Genomic DNA, 13,742 nt, shown 5'->3' with positions numbered 1-13,742 from the left:
CGTCACCCCGCTCCGGTGTCCGTGCCACCCGCGGCGGTGCCCGCCGGCTCGGCCGGGCCGGGCTCGACGAAGCTGTACGGCGGCAGCGGGCCGTTGACCCGCACCTCCAGGTGTGGCATGTCCTTGCGCACCTGCTCGACCGCGGCCAGGAAGGACTCGGCCGACTCCCGGTCCACCAGGTACGACACGTTGGCCAGCCAGCCGGTGGACTCGGGGCCCACGCTGACATCGTCGGCGACCCCCTCCAGCGCGCGCTGCAGGGCGGCGCCGTCCTCGGACTCCTTGGCCTTGACCGCGGCCGCGACCATCTCGCCGAGGCGGATCTTGTCGTCGTAACTGCCGCCGCCCGCCTGCCGGTTGGCCTCGGCGAGACCCCGGATGTCGGGGCTCTCGGCCATCACCTGGTGCAGGACGGCCTCTTCGACGTGGTTGGCCTTGACGTTGTACTCGACCCGGTTGTCCAGGGCCTGCAGCCGCTCCTTGTAGTGCTCGGCGCGCTCGGCGAGCACCGCCGTGATGGAGTTGTCGTCCGGGGCGACGCTGCCGAACCGCATGGGCAGCACGCAGCCGGCCGCGCCGGCCTCGCTGAGCACGTTCTGGTGGGCGAGCAGATCCTTGCGCTTGGGCCGCAGCCCCTCGGGCGCCTCGCTGACGACGGCGGCCAGGTCGCCCTCGCGCAGGATGCGCACCGGGCGGGGCGGGTCGCCGACGCCGCCCATGCCCTCCGGAAGCGCGGGGTGCGAACTCGCCGCGATGCCGTAGACGTAGGTGCTCACTCCTGCTCCTCCTTACGGCGGGCCGCCGTCTTGCGGGCACGCGGTCGCGATTCGGTCTCACTGTCACTCCGCGCCTGCTTGAAGGCGTCGGAGATGGTCTCGGCGGCGCCGGACAGCGCGCCCTTGGACTTGCCGCGTGCACCGGACTCGGTCATCTCCCCGACCAGGTCGGGCAGGCCGGGGTCCTTGCGCGGCCCGGCCTCCAGGTCGAGCCGGTTGCACGCCTCGGCGAAGCGCAGGTAGGTGTCGACGCTGGCGACGACGACGCGGACGTCGATCTTGAGGATCTCGATGCCGACCAGGGAGACCCGAACGAAGGCGTCGATCACGAGGCCCCTGTCCAGAACAAGTTCGAGCACGTCATAGAGACCGCTGCTGCCGCCTCCGCCTCCGGTCTGCTGTGCCGGTACGACAGTCATGCCGGGTGTTCCTCCTCGTCTGTGGGTACGGGTTGTCCGGTCGGGCGGCCTAGCGGCCGCCGGACCTGCGCGCGTCGGAACGACCGCGTTCGTAGCGGCGGACCCGCCGGTAGCCCGTGAGCTGCCCGTCGCTGTCGAGCTCCACCTGGTAGCTCGCCATCAGGCTCATCGTGTCGGGCACACGCTCGAGTTCGAGGACCTCGACCTCCAGCGCCCAGCCGTCCTCCGTCTGCTCGAAGGAGGACACGGACTCGGCTTCCATGCCGGTCAGTTCCGCGAGCTGGCCGCGTGCCTGACGCAGCACCTCCATGGGGTTCGGCCGCTTCCGGGCCGTCTCGTTGCCGTTCGACGTACGCGAGTCCTGAGAGTCCTGTGACTTCTGTGAACTCTGTGAGTCCTGCGAATTTTTTGTGTTCGACATGGCCACCTCCCCCTCCGTGTGGCCGCAAGCGTGTTCGCCAAACCTCTCCGGGCGCATGCATCTGCCACCCGTCCGCCTCCGCTGCAGGGCGGGCTCAGCCGCGCAGGGCGTTCAGCCGCCGCCGGGCCGGCCCCAGCGCCCGGCCCCGCTCCAGCAGGCCCGACCAGGGGTTGGTGCGTGCCTGTTCGACCGCGTCGGCGACGGTCCAGCGGCGGGCGTTCAGCTCCGGGTCGTCCAGTTGCTCCCAGGTGATCGGGACGGCCACGGGTGCGCCCGGCCGGGGCCGGACGGTGAAGGGCGCGACGGCGGTCTGCGCGTAGGCGTTGCGCTGGATGTCGAGGTACAGCCGCTCGCCGCGCTCCTTCTTGCGGGCGGCGGTGGTGAGCCGGCCGGGGTGGGCGTCGGCCAGGGTGTCGGCGACGTCCCGGGCGAAGGCGCGCACCTCGCCGAAGTCGTGCCGGCCGTTCAGCGGCACGATCACGTGCAGCCCGCGGGAGCCGGTGGTCATCAGCGCGGACGGCAGCTTCAGCTCGTCGAGCAGCTCACCGAGCAGCCCGGCGGCCTCCCGCACGGCCTCGAAGTCGTCCCCTGCGGGGTCCAGGTCGAAGACCATCCGGTCGGGGTGGTCCGGGCGATCGGCGCGCGACAGCCAGCGGTGCAGGGTGATGCTCGCCTGGTCGGCCAGGTAGAGCAGGGTGGCGGTGTCGTCGCACACGGCGTGGTGGACGGTGCCGCCCTCCTTGGCCAGCTCGACGCGCCTGATCCACTCCGGGTAGTGCTCCGGGGTGTTCTTCTGCATGAACCGCGGTCCGTCGATGCCGTCCGGGTGCCGTTCCAGCATCAGGGGCCGACCGCGCAGGTGCGGCAGCATGAAGGGCGCGACGGCCCGGTGGTAGTCCACCAGGTCGCCCTTGGTGTACTCCTTGGCGTCGCCGCCGCCGGGGAAGAGCACCTTGTCCGGCCGGTGCAGCTCCACCGTGCGGCGGCCCGCCCGCACCCTGCGCGTGCCCTCACCGCCGCTCACCGCACGACCGCCTCCTCGACCAGCAGCCGTCCGGCGGCCGCGATGGACTCCGCGTCGATGCCGGCGGCGTGCAGCTGCTCGTCCGGGGACGCCGAGCCGGGCATGGTCCGTACGGCGAGCCGGACCAGGCGTGGCACGGGGCGGCCGTCGGTGAACGCGTCGAGGACGGCGTCGCCGATGCCGCCCTCCGGGTGGTGGTCCTCGACGGTCACCAGGCAGCCGGTCTCCTCGGCCGCCCGGCGCAGGGTGGCGCGGTCCACGGGCTTGACCGAGTACAGGTCGATCACCCGAGCCCGGATGCCCTGCTCCTCCAGCGCGTCGGCGGCGGCCAGCGCCTCGTGCACGGTGACGCCGGCGGCGACCAGCGTCAGCCGGTCCTCGCCGGAGGAGCGCAGCACCTTGCTGCCGCCGACGGGGAACTCCTCGTCCGGGCCGTAGATCACCGGGCTCCCACCGCGGGAGGTGCGCAGGTAGCGGATGCCCTCCAGGCCGGCCATGGCGCCGACGAGCCGGGCGGTCTGGTTGGCGTCGCACGGGTAGAGCACGGTCGAGCCGTGCACCGCCCGCATCATCGCCAGGTCCTCCAGACCCATCTGGCTGGGCCCGTCCTGGCCGATGGCGACACCCGCGTGCGAGCCGACGAGGTTGATGCTCGCGCCGCTGACCGAGGCCATCCGGATGAAGTCGTACGCCCGCGTCAGGAAGGCCGCGAAGGTGGCCGCGTACGGCACCCAGCCGCGGGAGGCGAGCCCGACCGCCGAGGCGACCAGTTGCTGCTCGGCGATGTAGCACTCGAAGTAGCGGTCCGGGTGCTCCTTGGCGAAGGCCTCGGCGCGGGTGGAATCGCCGACCTCGCCGTCCAGGGCGACGATGTCGCCGCGGCCGGTGCCGAGCGCGGCGAGCGCCTCGCCGAAGGCGTTGCGGGTGGCGACCTCCTCGCCCCGGTCCCAGCGCGGGAGCTCGATGTCCCCGGTGTGGACGGAGTGCAGCATGCGGGTGGCGGGCGGCTCCTGCACCCGGATGCGCAGGTCGCGCGGGCCGCCGAGCTCCGCGATCGCCTCGTCGGCGTCGGGCAGCGGCTTGCCGTGCAGGCCCTCGCGGTCCTGGACGGCCTCGACGCCCTTGCCCTTGAGGGTGCGGGCGAGGATCGCGGTGGGCTGGCCCTTGGTGGAGGCGGCCTCGCCGTAGGCGCGGTCGACGGCGTCCACGTCGTGGCCGTCGACCTCGATCGTGTGCCAGCCGAAGGCCTGGAAGCGGCGGGCGTAGGCGTCCAGGTCGTGGCCGTGCCTGGTCGGGCCGCGCTGGCCGAGCCGGTTGACGTCGACGATCACGGTCAGGTTGTCCAGGTGCTCGTGGCCGGCGTGCTCGGCGGCCTCCCACACGGATCCCTCGGCCAGTTCGCTGTCGCCGCACAGCACCCAGGTGCGGTAGTCGGTGCGGTCCAGGCGCTTGCCGGCCAGTGCGATGCCGACGCCGACGGGCAGGCCCTGCCCGAGCGAGCCGGTGGCCGTCTCGACCCAGGGCAGGCGCTGCGGGGTGGGGTGTCCTTCGAGGCGGCTGCCCAGCTTGCGGAAGGTGAGCAGTTCCTCGTCGTCGATGGCGCCGGCCGCCTTGTACGCGGCGTACATCAGCGGTGAGGCGTGGCCCTTGGACAGCACGAAGCGGTCGTTGCCCGGGTGGGCCGGGCGGTCGAAGTCGTAGCGGAAGTGATGGGCGAACAGGACGGCCAGCAGGTCCGCGGCGGACATCGAGGACGTCGGGTGCCCGGAGCCCGCCGCCGCGGCGGCACGGACACTGTCCACGCGCAGCTGCTGTCCGAGGTCGGTGAGTTCACCGGTGTTCATGAGTCTCCTTTCGCGGAGTCGTCCGGGGCGTCGTTTCGCTTGACGGGGCCGGGGGAGGTGCCGGGTCCCGGGGGCGGCTGGCCGGCCGGCGGCTGCGGTGAGGACCCGTCCCGCGCAGAGGCCCCGGGCCGCGGCGCGGCGGACTCCTCACGGGGCTCCGACCCGGCGGATTCCCCGCCGGGCTGGTTCCTCGCGGATTCCCCGCCGGGCTGGTTCCTCGCGGGCTCCCCGCCGGGCTGGTTCTTCGCGGGCTCCCCGCCGGGCTGGTTCTTCGCGGGCTCCCCGCCGGGCTGGTTCCTCGCGGGCTCCCCGCCGGGCTGGTTCCTCGCGGATTCCCCGCCGGGCTGGTTCCTCGCGGGCTCACCGCCCGGCTGATTCCTCGCGGGCTCACCGCCCGGCTGATTCCGGGAAGGCTCACCCCCCGGCTGGTTCCGCGCGGGCTCACCGCCGGGCTGCCCCTGGCCCGGCTCATCGCCCAGGCGTGTCCCCACCGGGTCACCGCCGGGTCCGTCCCCGGTCGCGTCTTGACTCGGGCGGCCCTTCGCCGTCTCCGACTCGGTGCGGCGCAGGACCGCGGACCCGGATCCGGCGCTGTCGCCGGTCGCTCCGTCCTCCGGGCGGCCCTTCGCCGTCTCCGACTCGGTGCCGCGCAGCACGGCGGCGGGGCCGGACCCCGGCCGCGGACCGGCCGGGCCGGAGCCGGGCCGCCCCTTCGCGGGCTCGTCACCGGCCCCGTCGGAGCCCGTGCCGGTTCCCCCGTCCTGCGTGTCGGCCTCGATCGCCGCCCCCGGCCCCGACCGCGCGCCCGTCTCCTGCCGCCGACCGGGCCCGCCCGGCACCCGGGCGACCTCCGGCGACGACGTGTCCAGCGGCACGGACCAGGACCGTACGAGCCCCAACTGCACGGCCTGGCGCGGCAGTACGGCGTCGAGCAGCCAGTCCGCGGCGACCCGCACGCGGTTGCCGGGCATGGCGGCGAGGTGGTAGCCCCGCGTCACCACACCCGCCGGTACGCCGGAGAGGGTCACGCCGAGCGGATTGGCGGCGGCCTTCACTCCGCCCAGGTCGACGACGAAGCCCAGGTCGCGGTGGCGGTACGGCTTGTTCATCCCGCCGAGGCCCAGCGACGAGGCGACGTTCTCGGCGGCGACCTTGCCCTGCCGCCAGGCGTGCTGCGCCGTCATCGGTGTGCAGGCGCCCGGCTTCTCCAGGTCGGGCACGGCGGCCACGTCACCGCACGAGAACACCTCCGGCCGCCCCGGCACCTGAAGGTGCGGGTCGACGAGCAGCCGCCCCTTCTCCATCGGCAGCCCGAGGGACTCGACCAGCGGGTCGGGCCGTACGCCCACGCACCACACCAGGGTCCGCGTCTCGACGAACTCGCCGTCGGTCAGCACCACCCCGTCGTGCGTGGCCTCCCTGACGGAGGTGCCCATCCGCACGTCCACGCCCCGCTGCCGCAGCACCCGGTCGGCCGTGGCCGACAGCTTCTCGTCCATTTCGGGCAGCACCCGCGGCGCCACGTCCAGCAGGATCCAGCGCGGCCGTATGCCCCGCCGCAGCGGGTGCCTGCGGACCTGCGCGTCGGTGAACATCTGCCCGTGCGCGGCGACCTCGGTGCCGGTGTATCCCGCCCCGACCACGACGAAGGTGCAGCGCGCGGCGCACGTCTCGGGGTCGTCGGCGGCGGCCGCGAGGTCCACCTGCCGGGTGACGTGGTCGCGCAGGTACAGCGCCTCGGGCAGTCCGCGGAAACCGTGCGCGTGCTCGGCGACGCCGGGGATCGGCAGCAGCTTGTTGACGCTGCCCGCGGCGAGCACCAGCCGGTCGTAGGCGAGGGTGCCCTCCTCGCCCTCGGGGCCCGTGTAGTGCAGGGCGCGCTCGTCCAGGTCGATCCGGTCGGCCTCGCCCAGCACCAGCCGTACGTTCGGCAGCGTGTCGGACAGGGAGACCGTGACCCGGCGCGGCTCCAGAATGCCGGCGGCCACCTGGGGCAGCAGGGGCAGATAGAGGAAGTAGTCGGTCGGGTTCAGCAGGGTGATCTGGGCCCGGCCCCGGGTGATGCGGGACAGGGTGCGAGCCGTGCGGTAACCGGCGAAGCCGGCACCGACGATCAGGATGCGGGGTCGACTCACGGCTGACTCGCCTCCGGCGCTGTCGCGTACCTCGGGAGACTTCCGCGTCCCCCTGGCCAGGGCACCCAAACGTCCGCCGGGGGCGGCCCGCCCGGATGCGCCGGTTTCCGGCCGCGCGCCCGGGTACCCGGTGCGGGATACGGACCGCCGACGTCGCGGAGGCACTCCCCCATGCCCGAGTACGGTTACTTCCTCTCGTGCGAGCAGTACGGACCCGCGGAGCTGGTCGAGCAGGCGCGAATGGCCGAACAGGCCGGTTTCCAGGCGCTGTGGATCTCCGACCACTACCACCCGTGGAACGACGAGCAGGGCCAGAGCCCGTTCGTGTGGTCGGTGATCGGCGCGCTGTCCGAGGCGGTGTCCCTGCCGATCGAGACGGCGGTGACGTGCCCGACCGTGCGCATGCACCCGGCGGTGGTGGCGCAGGCCGCGGCGACCAGCGCCGTGATGACGAACAACCGCTTCCGGCTCGGCGTCGGCTCCGGCGAGGCCCTCAACGAGCACATCCTGGGCGACCACTGGCCGCCGGCGCATGTCCGCCTCGACATGCTGGAGGAGGCCATCCAGGTGATGCGCCGCCTGTTCACGGGCGAGGAGGTCAACCACCACGGCCCGCACTACACGGTCGAGAACGCCCGCCTGTACACGGTCCCGGACGAGCCGATCCCGATCGACATCTCCGGCTTCGGCCCGGCGGCGACGGCGCTCGCCTCCCGCGTCGGCGACGGCTACATCACGGTCATGCCCGACGAGGCGATGGTGGAGCAGTACCGCAAGGGCGGGGGCGGCGGCAAGCTGGTCAGCGGCGGCACCAAGGTCTGCTACGGCACCGACAAGGAGGAGGCCGTGCGCACCGTCCACCGGCTCTGGGCGAACGAGCAGCTGCCCGGCGAGCTGGGCCAGGTGCTGCCCTCGCCCAAGCACTTCGAGCAGGCGCAGCAGCTGGTCACCGAGGACATGGTGCGCGAGAACCGGGTGTGCGGCGACGACGTGGACGAGCACGTGGCGGAGCTGAAGCGGTTCGCCGACGCGGGCTTCGACCGGGTCTACGTCAACCAGATCGGCCCGGACATGCGCGGCTTCTTCGACTTCTACCGCACGAAGGTGCTGCCGCAGCTGCAGTGAGCGGAAAACCGGAGGCGGAGCAGGACCGGGTCGCCTACAGTCGCCGGCATGTCGCTTCGACTGCGTCTGCGTGCCGCCCTGCCGGAGGCGATCCGGTCCCGGGACAAGGCCGCGGTGAGTGCCCTGCGCGGGGCGCTGGCCGCGCTGGACAACGCGGAGGCGGTCCCGCTGGGCGAGGGCTCTCCGCAGGCGGGGGCCCTGGAGGCCTCGCCGGCCGGTGCCGGCGCCACCGAGGCGGCCCGGCGTGAACTGGGCGAGCGTGAGGTCCTCGACGTGGTGCGCGCGGAGGCCGACGAGAGGCTGGAGGCGGCGTCCCGGCTGACCGCACCCGCGCACGCCGCCCGAGCCGAACGACTCCGGGCGGAGGCTCAGGTGCTGCTGCGGTTCCTTGACGAGAGAGTGGGGCCCCAGCCGGCCCACCCCGCCGGCCCGCCCCGTCGCCGAGGTCCCGGCGCTGCTGGAGGGTGACGGGCTCGTGCTCGTGGCCCGTGCTCGTGGTGAACACCGCCTCGGGAACCGCCGAGCGAGCCCGGGCGCTTCGGGCCGCCCTCCCGCGGGCCGAGGTCGTCGAGTGCGAACCGGCGGACGTGCAGCGGTTGGAGGAGGCGGCCGCGCGGGCCCGGGTCCTTGTGCCGCGGCGACAGCACCCCCCGGGGCACGGCTGGCGGCGAACCGGTCCCGTCAGCTTGCGGAGCGTGGCACGGACCAATGCCGTGGCACAGCAGGACGTGGGCGCGCCCGACGGCCCGGTGAGGTAGTGGTCCAGCGGCAGGGTGCGACCGCGTCGGCGATGAGCGTGGCGGTCGTGGAGCCGCCCACCCAGTACTCCCGGCGCCGCGCGTGCGACGCCGCGTGCACGCTCGCCCGGGCCGCGTCCTCCGGCTGGTACCCGGGGGCGACCGGCCGGGCCCGTTTGCATGCGATGCAGCACCGGGCGGCGTCCTCGACGGCCCGGGCGTCGGAGACGTCCACGCCGATGACGAGCGCCTCGCCCCCGGCGCGCCGTGTGTCCTCCGCCGCCGCGCCGAGTCCCTCACGCCCGCGGGCGAGCAGGGCGGCCTGGTCGCCCCGGGCGGCGAACACCCGGGCCGTGGCCCGTCGTCCGGCGCCGCCGGTGTCTGCGGTCACGACGACCACACGACCGTGCCGGTGCGAGGGCCCTGCCGTGCGCACCGGGCATCACGCCCGGTGGTGCGGGACGTCCGGGTCGTCGGCCGGCCGCGGGGGCACGATGCCGGGGGCGGTCCCGCCGGGGCCGCCCGCGACGGGCGGGGCCGGCGGGACGGGCGGGACCGGCATGCCGCCGGCCCGGTGCGCTCCGCCGTGGCCGGGGACCGTGCCGGCCGCGTGCCCGCCGCCCGGCCGGGAGGGCTTGGCCATGCCGCGCAGCAGGTAGGCCAGGGCACCCAGGATCACGGCGGTGATCAGCGCGGCGGCCCAGTCGGGCAGGACGAGGGCCAGGGCCAGTCCCACGGCGAGCGCGACGGCCGCGCCCGCGTACAGGGCGAGGGCGCCGGACGCGGCGTACAGCGCGGCCTTGCGCCGCTGCTTGCGCGTCTGCTCGCGCAGTTCGTCCCGTACGGTCTCCCGTGCCACCTGCGCCAGTTCGTCGACCAGGTGCCTGTCCAGATGCTCCAGGTGATCCAACGGCTTCATGCCCGGCCGGGTACCCTCGCCCCCCGGCCGGTAACTAGGCTCGTGGCCATGGAGATTCTGGGTGCCACACTGCGCGTCTGCGTCGACGACCTCGAGACGGCGATCCCCTTCTACGAGCGGCTGGCGGGCGGCACGGCCCAGCGCTTCGAACGGGGCGGTGTCCAGGTGGCCGCGATCGGCTGCTTCCTGCTGATGAGCGGTCCGCCGGCCGAACTGGAGCTGCTGCGCAAGGTGGCGGCGACGATCGCCGTGACGGACGTCGAGGAGACGCACAAGGTGCTGACGGAGCTGGGGGCGCACGTCGTCGCGGGCCCGATCGCCTCACCGGCGGGCCGCAACCTGATCGCCCTGCATCCGGACGGTTCGGTCTACGAGTACGTGGACCGCCGGACGTGATCCAGGCCGGGTCCCGGCTCAGCGCCGCCGGGGACCGCTGACCATCTCGGTGGTGAGCGCCCAGCGTTCGTGGTCGCGCCAGGCCCCGTCGACGAAGAGCATGTTCGGCGAGAAGCCCTCCAGGCGGAACCCGCAGGCGCGGGCCAGGGCGCTCGACGCGGTGTTGCGGGGCTGGACGTTGATCTCCAGCCGGTGCAGCCGCAGCGGGCCGAACGCGTACCCCACGACGAGGTTCAGCCCTTCGCGCATCAGCCCGCGTCCGGCGGCGTGCGCGAAGGCGCCGTAGCCGAGGGCCCCGGACTGGAAGCCGCCCTCGACGATGTTGTTGATGTTGATGAACCCGGCGATGGCGCCGTCGTGCTTCTCGCAGACCAGGAAGCCGGCCTTGGTGGGGTCCTCGATCAGCCGGCCCGCGTAGGCGGTGTAGGCCTGGACGGTGAGGGGCGGGAAGAGCCAGGGGTGGTGCAGGTTCTTGCTCTCCCGGGCCCGCGCGGTGAACTCGGCGCCGTCCTCGTGGGTGAAGTGCCGTACGCCCACCCGGGGGCCTTCGGCGAGGTAGCGGGATGCGTTGTGGGGCACCCCGCCACAGTAACCCGCCCGGTGACCTCCCCCGGCTCGGTGGCTCAGGAGCCGGCCCACGGGCAGCCGGAGCGTCCCGGTGCGGCCGGGCCCGCTGACGACGGTCACCGGCTTGGTCGTCGGCGGCCAGGACCGGCACGCGGCGCCCGGAGCGGGCGAGAGCAGCGGTGTCGTGGGGCACTCGCACCCCTCGGCTGTGCGCGACGGCTTCTCCACGACCCGTTCGCTCGGCGCGGGCCTCGGCACGTGCGTGCGCCTGGCCGACGACTTCGGCCCACCAAGATCCGCACCTCAGCATGTCACGGACCGCCACGGTGAGGCGACGGCACCCGGACGGCCCCGGACGCCCCGGAAGACCCGGGCAGCCCGGCGAACCTGGCTACCGACCAGTAGGTACCGGCCGGTAGCCATGGTGCGACACGTGCCAGGAGGCGTCGATCACCCCGACGAGGGTTTCCTGACAGGACGTCAGCTGCCGGACCCGCTCAGCTCAGAGCCGGCTCGTCGAGCGTCAACGTACCCGCGTCGGCGTCGAGTTCGGCCATGACGCCGAAGGGCATGGTCAGCGCGCCGTCGCCGTGCCCGAACCCGAACTCCTCCACGACCGGCACACCGAGGCCGCCCAGCCGGTCGGCGAAGACCGCGCGCAACTCCTCGTACGGGCCGCAGGCGGCCCAGGACCCCAGCAGGATCCCGGCGACTCCCTCCAGCCAGCCGGAGCGCAGGAGTTGGGTCAGATACCGGTCCAGTCGGTACGCGCTCTCGCCGACGTCCTCCATCAGCAGCAGTCCGCCCCGGGCACCGGCGTGGGCGTGCGGGGTGCCGAGGTCACTCGCGAGCAGGCTGAGGCAGCCGCCCAGGGTGACGCCCCGGGCCCGGCCGGACATCAGCGCGGGGCCACCCGGGGGCACGGCCGTGAGGGTTCGCACGGACTCGGGCTCGAAGAGGGTGGCCCGCAACTGGTCCTGGGCCCGGGCCTGCTTGAGGAAGTCGACGCCGGCCGCCGCGGGCCCGTACAGGGTGACCAGGCCCAGACGGGTGGCGAAGGCCTGGTGCAGGACGGTGATGTCGCTGAACCCGGCGAACACCTTCGGGCCCGCCGCCCGCATCGCGTCCCAGTCGAGCAGGTCCACCATGCGCTGCGCGCCGTAACCGCCCCGGGCGCACAGCACCGCGGAGACCGCCGGGTCGCACCAGGCGTCCTGCAGATCGGCGGCCCGCTGTTCGTCCGTGCCCGCCAGGTAGCCCAGTTCCCCGTGGCGGCCGAGTGCGTGTGGCGCCACCACGGCATCGAGGTCCCAGCCGCGCAGGATGTCGAGCCCGGCCTGCAGCCGGTCCTCGGGCACCGGGCCGCTGAGCGCGACGACGGCCACGCGGGCGCCGGGGGCGAGCCGGGGCGGCCGGACGAGCGGTCTCACCGGGTGAGCTCCAGGGTGGGCACGCCGGGCGGGTCCAGCCGGAACACCTGGGCGTACAGGGACAGTTCGGCCTCCAGCGCCGACACCATGGTCTCCGCCCTGCGGAAGCCGTGCCCTTCCCCCTCGAAGGCGAGGTAGGCGTGCGGCACCTTCCGGCCCGCCAGCCGGGCCAGGAACCGCTCGCACTGGACGGGCGGGCAGATCACGTCGTCCAGACCCTGGAGCAGCAGGAACGGCACGCGCAGCCGGTCGGCGTGGGCGGCGGGCGAGCGCTCCGCGTACCGGGCGGGCACCTCGGCGAGCGGGCCGATCAGGCTCTCCAGGTACAGCGACTCGAAGTCGTGGGTCTCCCCCGCGCCCCAGCCGGCCAGGTCGAGGATCGGGTACTTGATGGTGCCGCAGGCGTACACGTCGGTCGTGGTGAGCGAGGCGGCGGCGGTCCAGCCGCCCGCGCTGCCGCCCCGCACGGCGAGCCGGCCGCGGTCGGCGGTGCCCTCGTCGGCGAGGGCCAGGGCGACGGCGGCGCAGTCCTCGACGTCGACCACGCCCCACTGCTCGCGCAGCCGCTCCCGGTAGGCGCGGCCGTAGCCGGTGGAGCCGCCGTAGTTCACCTCGGCGACGCCGATGCCGCGCGAGGTGAAGTAGGCGATCTCCAGGTCGAGCACGAGGGGTGCCCGGCCGGTGGGCCCGCCGTGGGCCCAGACGACGTACGGCGGCAGCTCGTCGCCGGGAGCGACGCAGGCGGGGTGGTGCGGCGGGTAGACGTGGGCGTGGATGTCGCGGCCGTCCGGGCCGGTGAAGGTGCGGATCTGCGGCTCGGGGTAGAAGGCGGGGTCCACGGCGTCGTCGTGCTCGGCGCCGATGACGCGGGCGTGGCCGGTGCGGGTGTCCAGTTCCACGACCTCGTAGGCGCTGCGCGGGCTTGCGCCCACGGCGACGACCCGTTCGCCGTGGGCCGCGAGAGTGGGCGCGAACTCGGTCCAGGGGCCGGCCGCGTCGACGACCTCGCCCGTCTCGGGGTCGAGGACGCCGAGGGCGGTGGCGCCCCGGCCGTGGACCACGGCGACGAGACCGCTCGCGAGGGGCGTGAACCATCTCGACCCCAGCTTCCACAGGGCGTCGGCGAACTCCTCCTCGCGCGGGCACACCGGCTGCCCTTCGAGATAGAGGTTCCACCAGCCGGTGCGGTCGCTCGCGTGCAGCAGGCGGTTGTCGTGCGTCCAGTCGGCCTGGGCGATCGCCTCCCCCGGCCCGCCGGCCACGGTGCCGGCGCCGCGCAGGGTGCCGTCGTCGCCGACGTCGGCGAGGACCAGTTCGGTGCCGTCCCAGGGCATGCGCGGGTGGTCCCAGGCGAGCCAGGCCGCCCGCCGCCCGTCGGGCGAGAGCTTCGGCCCGGTCACGAACCGGTGCCGGTCGTCGGTGAGTTCGCGCACGGCGGCCCGGTCGCGGGCGGCGGATCCGTCCAGCGGTACGGCGGCCAGGACGCGGCGCACGTCGGTGGGCCCGTCGCCGGTGAACTCCTCCAGCACGCACCACACCTCGCCGTGTTCCGGCCGCAGCAGCGGCTCGGCCCAGCGCAGGCCGGCGCCCACCGGGGACACGGGTGTGAGCGGACTGGGTTCGCCGCCCGGCCGGCAGAGGTAGAGCCGCTGGTCGGCGAAGTTCACGAACACCACCAGCGGGCCGTCGTCGCCCGGGAGGGCCGCCCAGGGGTGCCCGCCGTACTCGATGACCCGGCTGCGCACGTTCCACGGCGGGGGCAGCAGCGGCTCCTCCCGGCCGTCGGGGTGGCGCCGTACCAGGGTGCGGCGGCCGGCCTCGGCGGGGCGCGGCTCGGTCCACCACACCTCGTCGCCGACGAAGCCCACGTACTCCGGGTGCCCGTCGTGCGCGGCGGCCAGGGCCGCGTCGATGGGCGAGGGCCAGGCCCCGTACGCCAGCGTCCGCAC

General features: G+C 74.3%; 13 protein-coding genes and 1 pseudogene. 3 read left to right on the top strand and 11 right to left on the bottom strand.

Annotation, left to right across the window (positions count from 1 at the left end; translation table 11 throughout):
* Positions 1-2 precede the first annotated feature (2 nt).
* The 6 genes from ABTZ58_RS27045 to ABTZ58_RS27020 form a co-directional block, all read right to left on the bottom strand.
* On the bottom strand, positions 3-776 hold the full coding sequence (locus tag ABTZ58_RS27045; RefSeq protein ID WP_351361779.1) for a GvpL/GvpF family gas vesicle protein: 774 nt from the start codon (positions 774-776) through the stop codon (positions 3-5).
* Entirely contained in the window at positions 773-1,195 is a 423-nt protein-coding gene (locus tag ABTZ58_RS27040) for a gas vesicle structural protein GvpA (RefSeq protein WP_351361776.1), read from the bottom strand. The genes ABTZ58_RS27045 and ABTZ58_RS27040 overlap by 4 nt, the downstream gene beginning before the upstream one ends.
* A gap of 49 nt (positions 1,196-1,244) precedes the next feature.
* Positions 1,245-1,616, bottom strand: coding sequence for a gas vesicle protein GvpO (locus ABTZ58_RS27035; protein ID WP_351361773.1), 372 nt, complete (start codon positions 1,614-1,616; stop codon positions 1,245-1,247).
* A 94-nt stretch (positions 1,617-1,710) separates the two neighbouring features.
* Positions 1,711-2,640 (bottom strand): non-homologous end-joining DNA ligase, encoded by a 930-nt coding sequence (gene ligD / locus ABTZ58_RS27030; protein WP_351361770.1) that lies wholly within the window; start codon positions 2,638-2,640, stop codon positions 1,711-1,713.
* The gene (locus tag ABTZ58_RS27025; RefSeq protein WP_351361767.1) at positions 2,637-4,484 is read right to left on the bottom strand and encodes a transketolase; all 1,848 of its coding nucleotides are present in this window, start codon (positions 4,482-4,484) and stop codon (positions 2,637-2,639) included. The genes ligD and ABTZ58_RS27025 overlap by 4 nt, the downstream gene beginning before the upstream one ends.
* Positions 4,481-6,619, bottom strand: coding sequence for an FAD-dependent oxidoreductase (locus ABTZ58_RS27020; protein WP_351361764.1), 2,139 nt, complete (start codon positions 6,617-6,619; stop codon positions 4,481-4,483). Before ABTZ58_RS27020 ends, ABTZ58_RS27025 begins: the two co-directional genes overlap by 4 nt.
* A 171-nt stretch (positions 6,620-6,790) precedes the next feature.
* Here ABTZ58_RS27020 and ABTZ58_RS27015 point away from each other — a divergent pair, with 171 nt between their 5' ends.
* Both ABTZ58_RS27015 and ABTZ58_RS27010 read left to right on the top strand, forming a co-directional pair.
* Positions 6,791-7,744 carry an LLM class F420-dependent oxidoreductase gene (locus tag ABTZ58_RS27015; protein ID WP_351361761.1) on the top strand — a complete coding sequence of 318 codons (954 nt, stop codon included), beginning with the start codon at positions 6,791-6,793 and terminating at the stop codon, positions 7,742-7,744.
* A gap of 90 nt (positions 7,745-7,834) precedes the next feature.
* The gene (locus tag ABTZ58_RS27010; RefSeq protein WP_351362013.1) at positions 7,835-8,212 is read left to right on the top strand and encodes a GatB/YqeY domain-containing protein; all 378 of its coding nucleotides are present in this window, start codon (positions 7,835-7,837) and stop codon (positions 8,210-8,212) included.
* Between the two features lie 303 nt (positions 8,213-8,515).
* Here the strand turns inward: ABTZ58_RS27010 and ABTZ58_RS27000 are convergent.
* Together ABTZ58_RS27000 and ABTZ58_RS26995 are read right to left on the bottom strand one after the other, a co-directional pair.
* A pseudogene (locus tag ABTZ58_RS27000) lies at positions 8,516-8,917 on the bottom strand (SDR family NAD(P)-dependent oxidoreductase); the annotation flags it as partial.
* 6 nt (positions 8,918-8,923) lie between these two features.
* A complete protein-coding gene (locus ABTZ58_RS26995; protein WP_351361758.1) occupies positions 8,924-9,400 on the bottom strand; it encodes a phage holin family protein in 477 nt (158 codons plus the stop codon).
* Between the two features lie 48 nt (positions 9,401-9,448).
* Between ABTZ58_RS26995 and ABTZ58_RS26990 the strand changes: the two genes are divergently transcribed.
* A complete protein-coding gene (locus ABTZ58_RS26990; protein ID WP_309095025.1) occupies positions 9,449-9,796 on the top strand; it encodes a VOC family protein in 348 nt (115 codons plus the stop codon).
* Positions 9,797-9,814: 18 nt separating this feature from the next.
* On the opposite strand, the gene ABTZ58_RS26985 is transcribed toward ABTZ58_RS26990, so the two are convergent.
* The 3 genes from ABTZ58_RS26985 to ABTZ58_RS26975 all read right to left on the bottom strand — a co-directional run bounded on the left by ABTZ58_RS26985 (position 9,815) and on the right by ABTZ58_RS26975 (position 13,742).
* Positions 9,815-10,375: a GNAT family N-acetyltransferase gene (locus ABTZ58_RS26985; protein ID WP_351361755.1), complete on the bottom strand. Its 561-nt coding sequence runs from the start codon at positions 10,373-10,375 to the stop codon at positions 9,815-9,817.
* Positions 10,376-10,860: 485 nt separating this feature from the next.
* Complete coding sequence (locus tag ABTZ58_RS26980; RefSeq protein WP_351361752.1) at positions 10,861-11,793, bottom strand: S66 peptidase family protein; 933 nt, start codon at positions 11,791-11,793, stop codon at positions 10,861-10,863.
* Entirely contained in the window at positions 11,790-13,742 is a 1,953-nt protein-coding gene (locus ABTZ58_RS26975; protein WP_351361749.1) for a S9 family peptidase, read from the bottom strand. Before ABTZ58_RS26975 ends, ABTZ58_RS26980 begins: the two co-directional genes overlap by 4 nt.

Source organism: Streptomyces sp. NPDC094143 (assembly GCF_040303825.1).
Classification (GTDB): Bacteria; Actinomycetota; Actinomycetes; order Streptomycetales; family Streptomycetaceae; genus Streptomyces.
The sequence above is the reverse complement of the archived record's forward strand: the minus strand, read 5'-3'. Positions and strand labels throughout refer to the sequence as shown.

Excerpts from the sequence above, each read along its gene's own strand:
- ABTZ58_RS27035 (WP_351361773.1), bottom strand. The coding sequence starts at position 1,616 with ATGTCGAACACAAAAAATTCGCAGGACTCACAGAGTTCACAGAAGTCA.
- ABTZ58_RS26995 (WP_351361758.1), bottom strand. The coding sequence starts at position 9,400 with ATGAAGCCGTTGGATCACCTGGAGCATCTGGACAGGCACCTGGTCGAC.
- ABTZ58_RS27015 (WP_351361761.1), top strand. The coding sequence starts at position 6,791 with ATGCCCGAGTACGGTTACTTCCTCTCGTGCGAGCAGTACGGACCCGCG.
- ABTZ58_RS26990 (WP_309095025.1), top strand. The coding sequence starts at position 9,449 with ATGGAGATTCTGGGTGCCACACTGCGCGTCTGCGTCGACGACCTCGAG.
- ABTZ58_RS27025 (WP_351361767.1), bottom strand. The coding sequence starts at position 4,484 with ATGAACACCGGTGAACTCACCGACCTCGGACAGCAGCTGCGCGTGGAC.
- ABTZ58_RS27040 (WP_351361776.1), bottom strand. The coding sequence starts at position 1,195 with ATGACTGTCGTACCGGCACAGCAGACCGGAGGCGGAGGCGGCAGCAGC.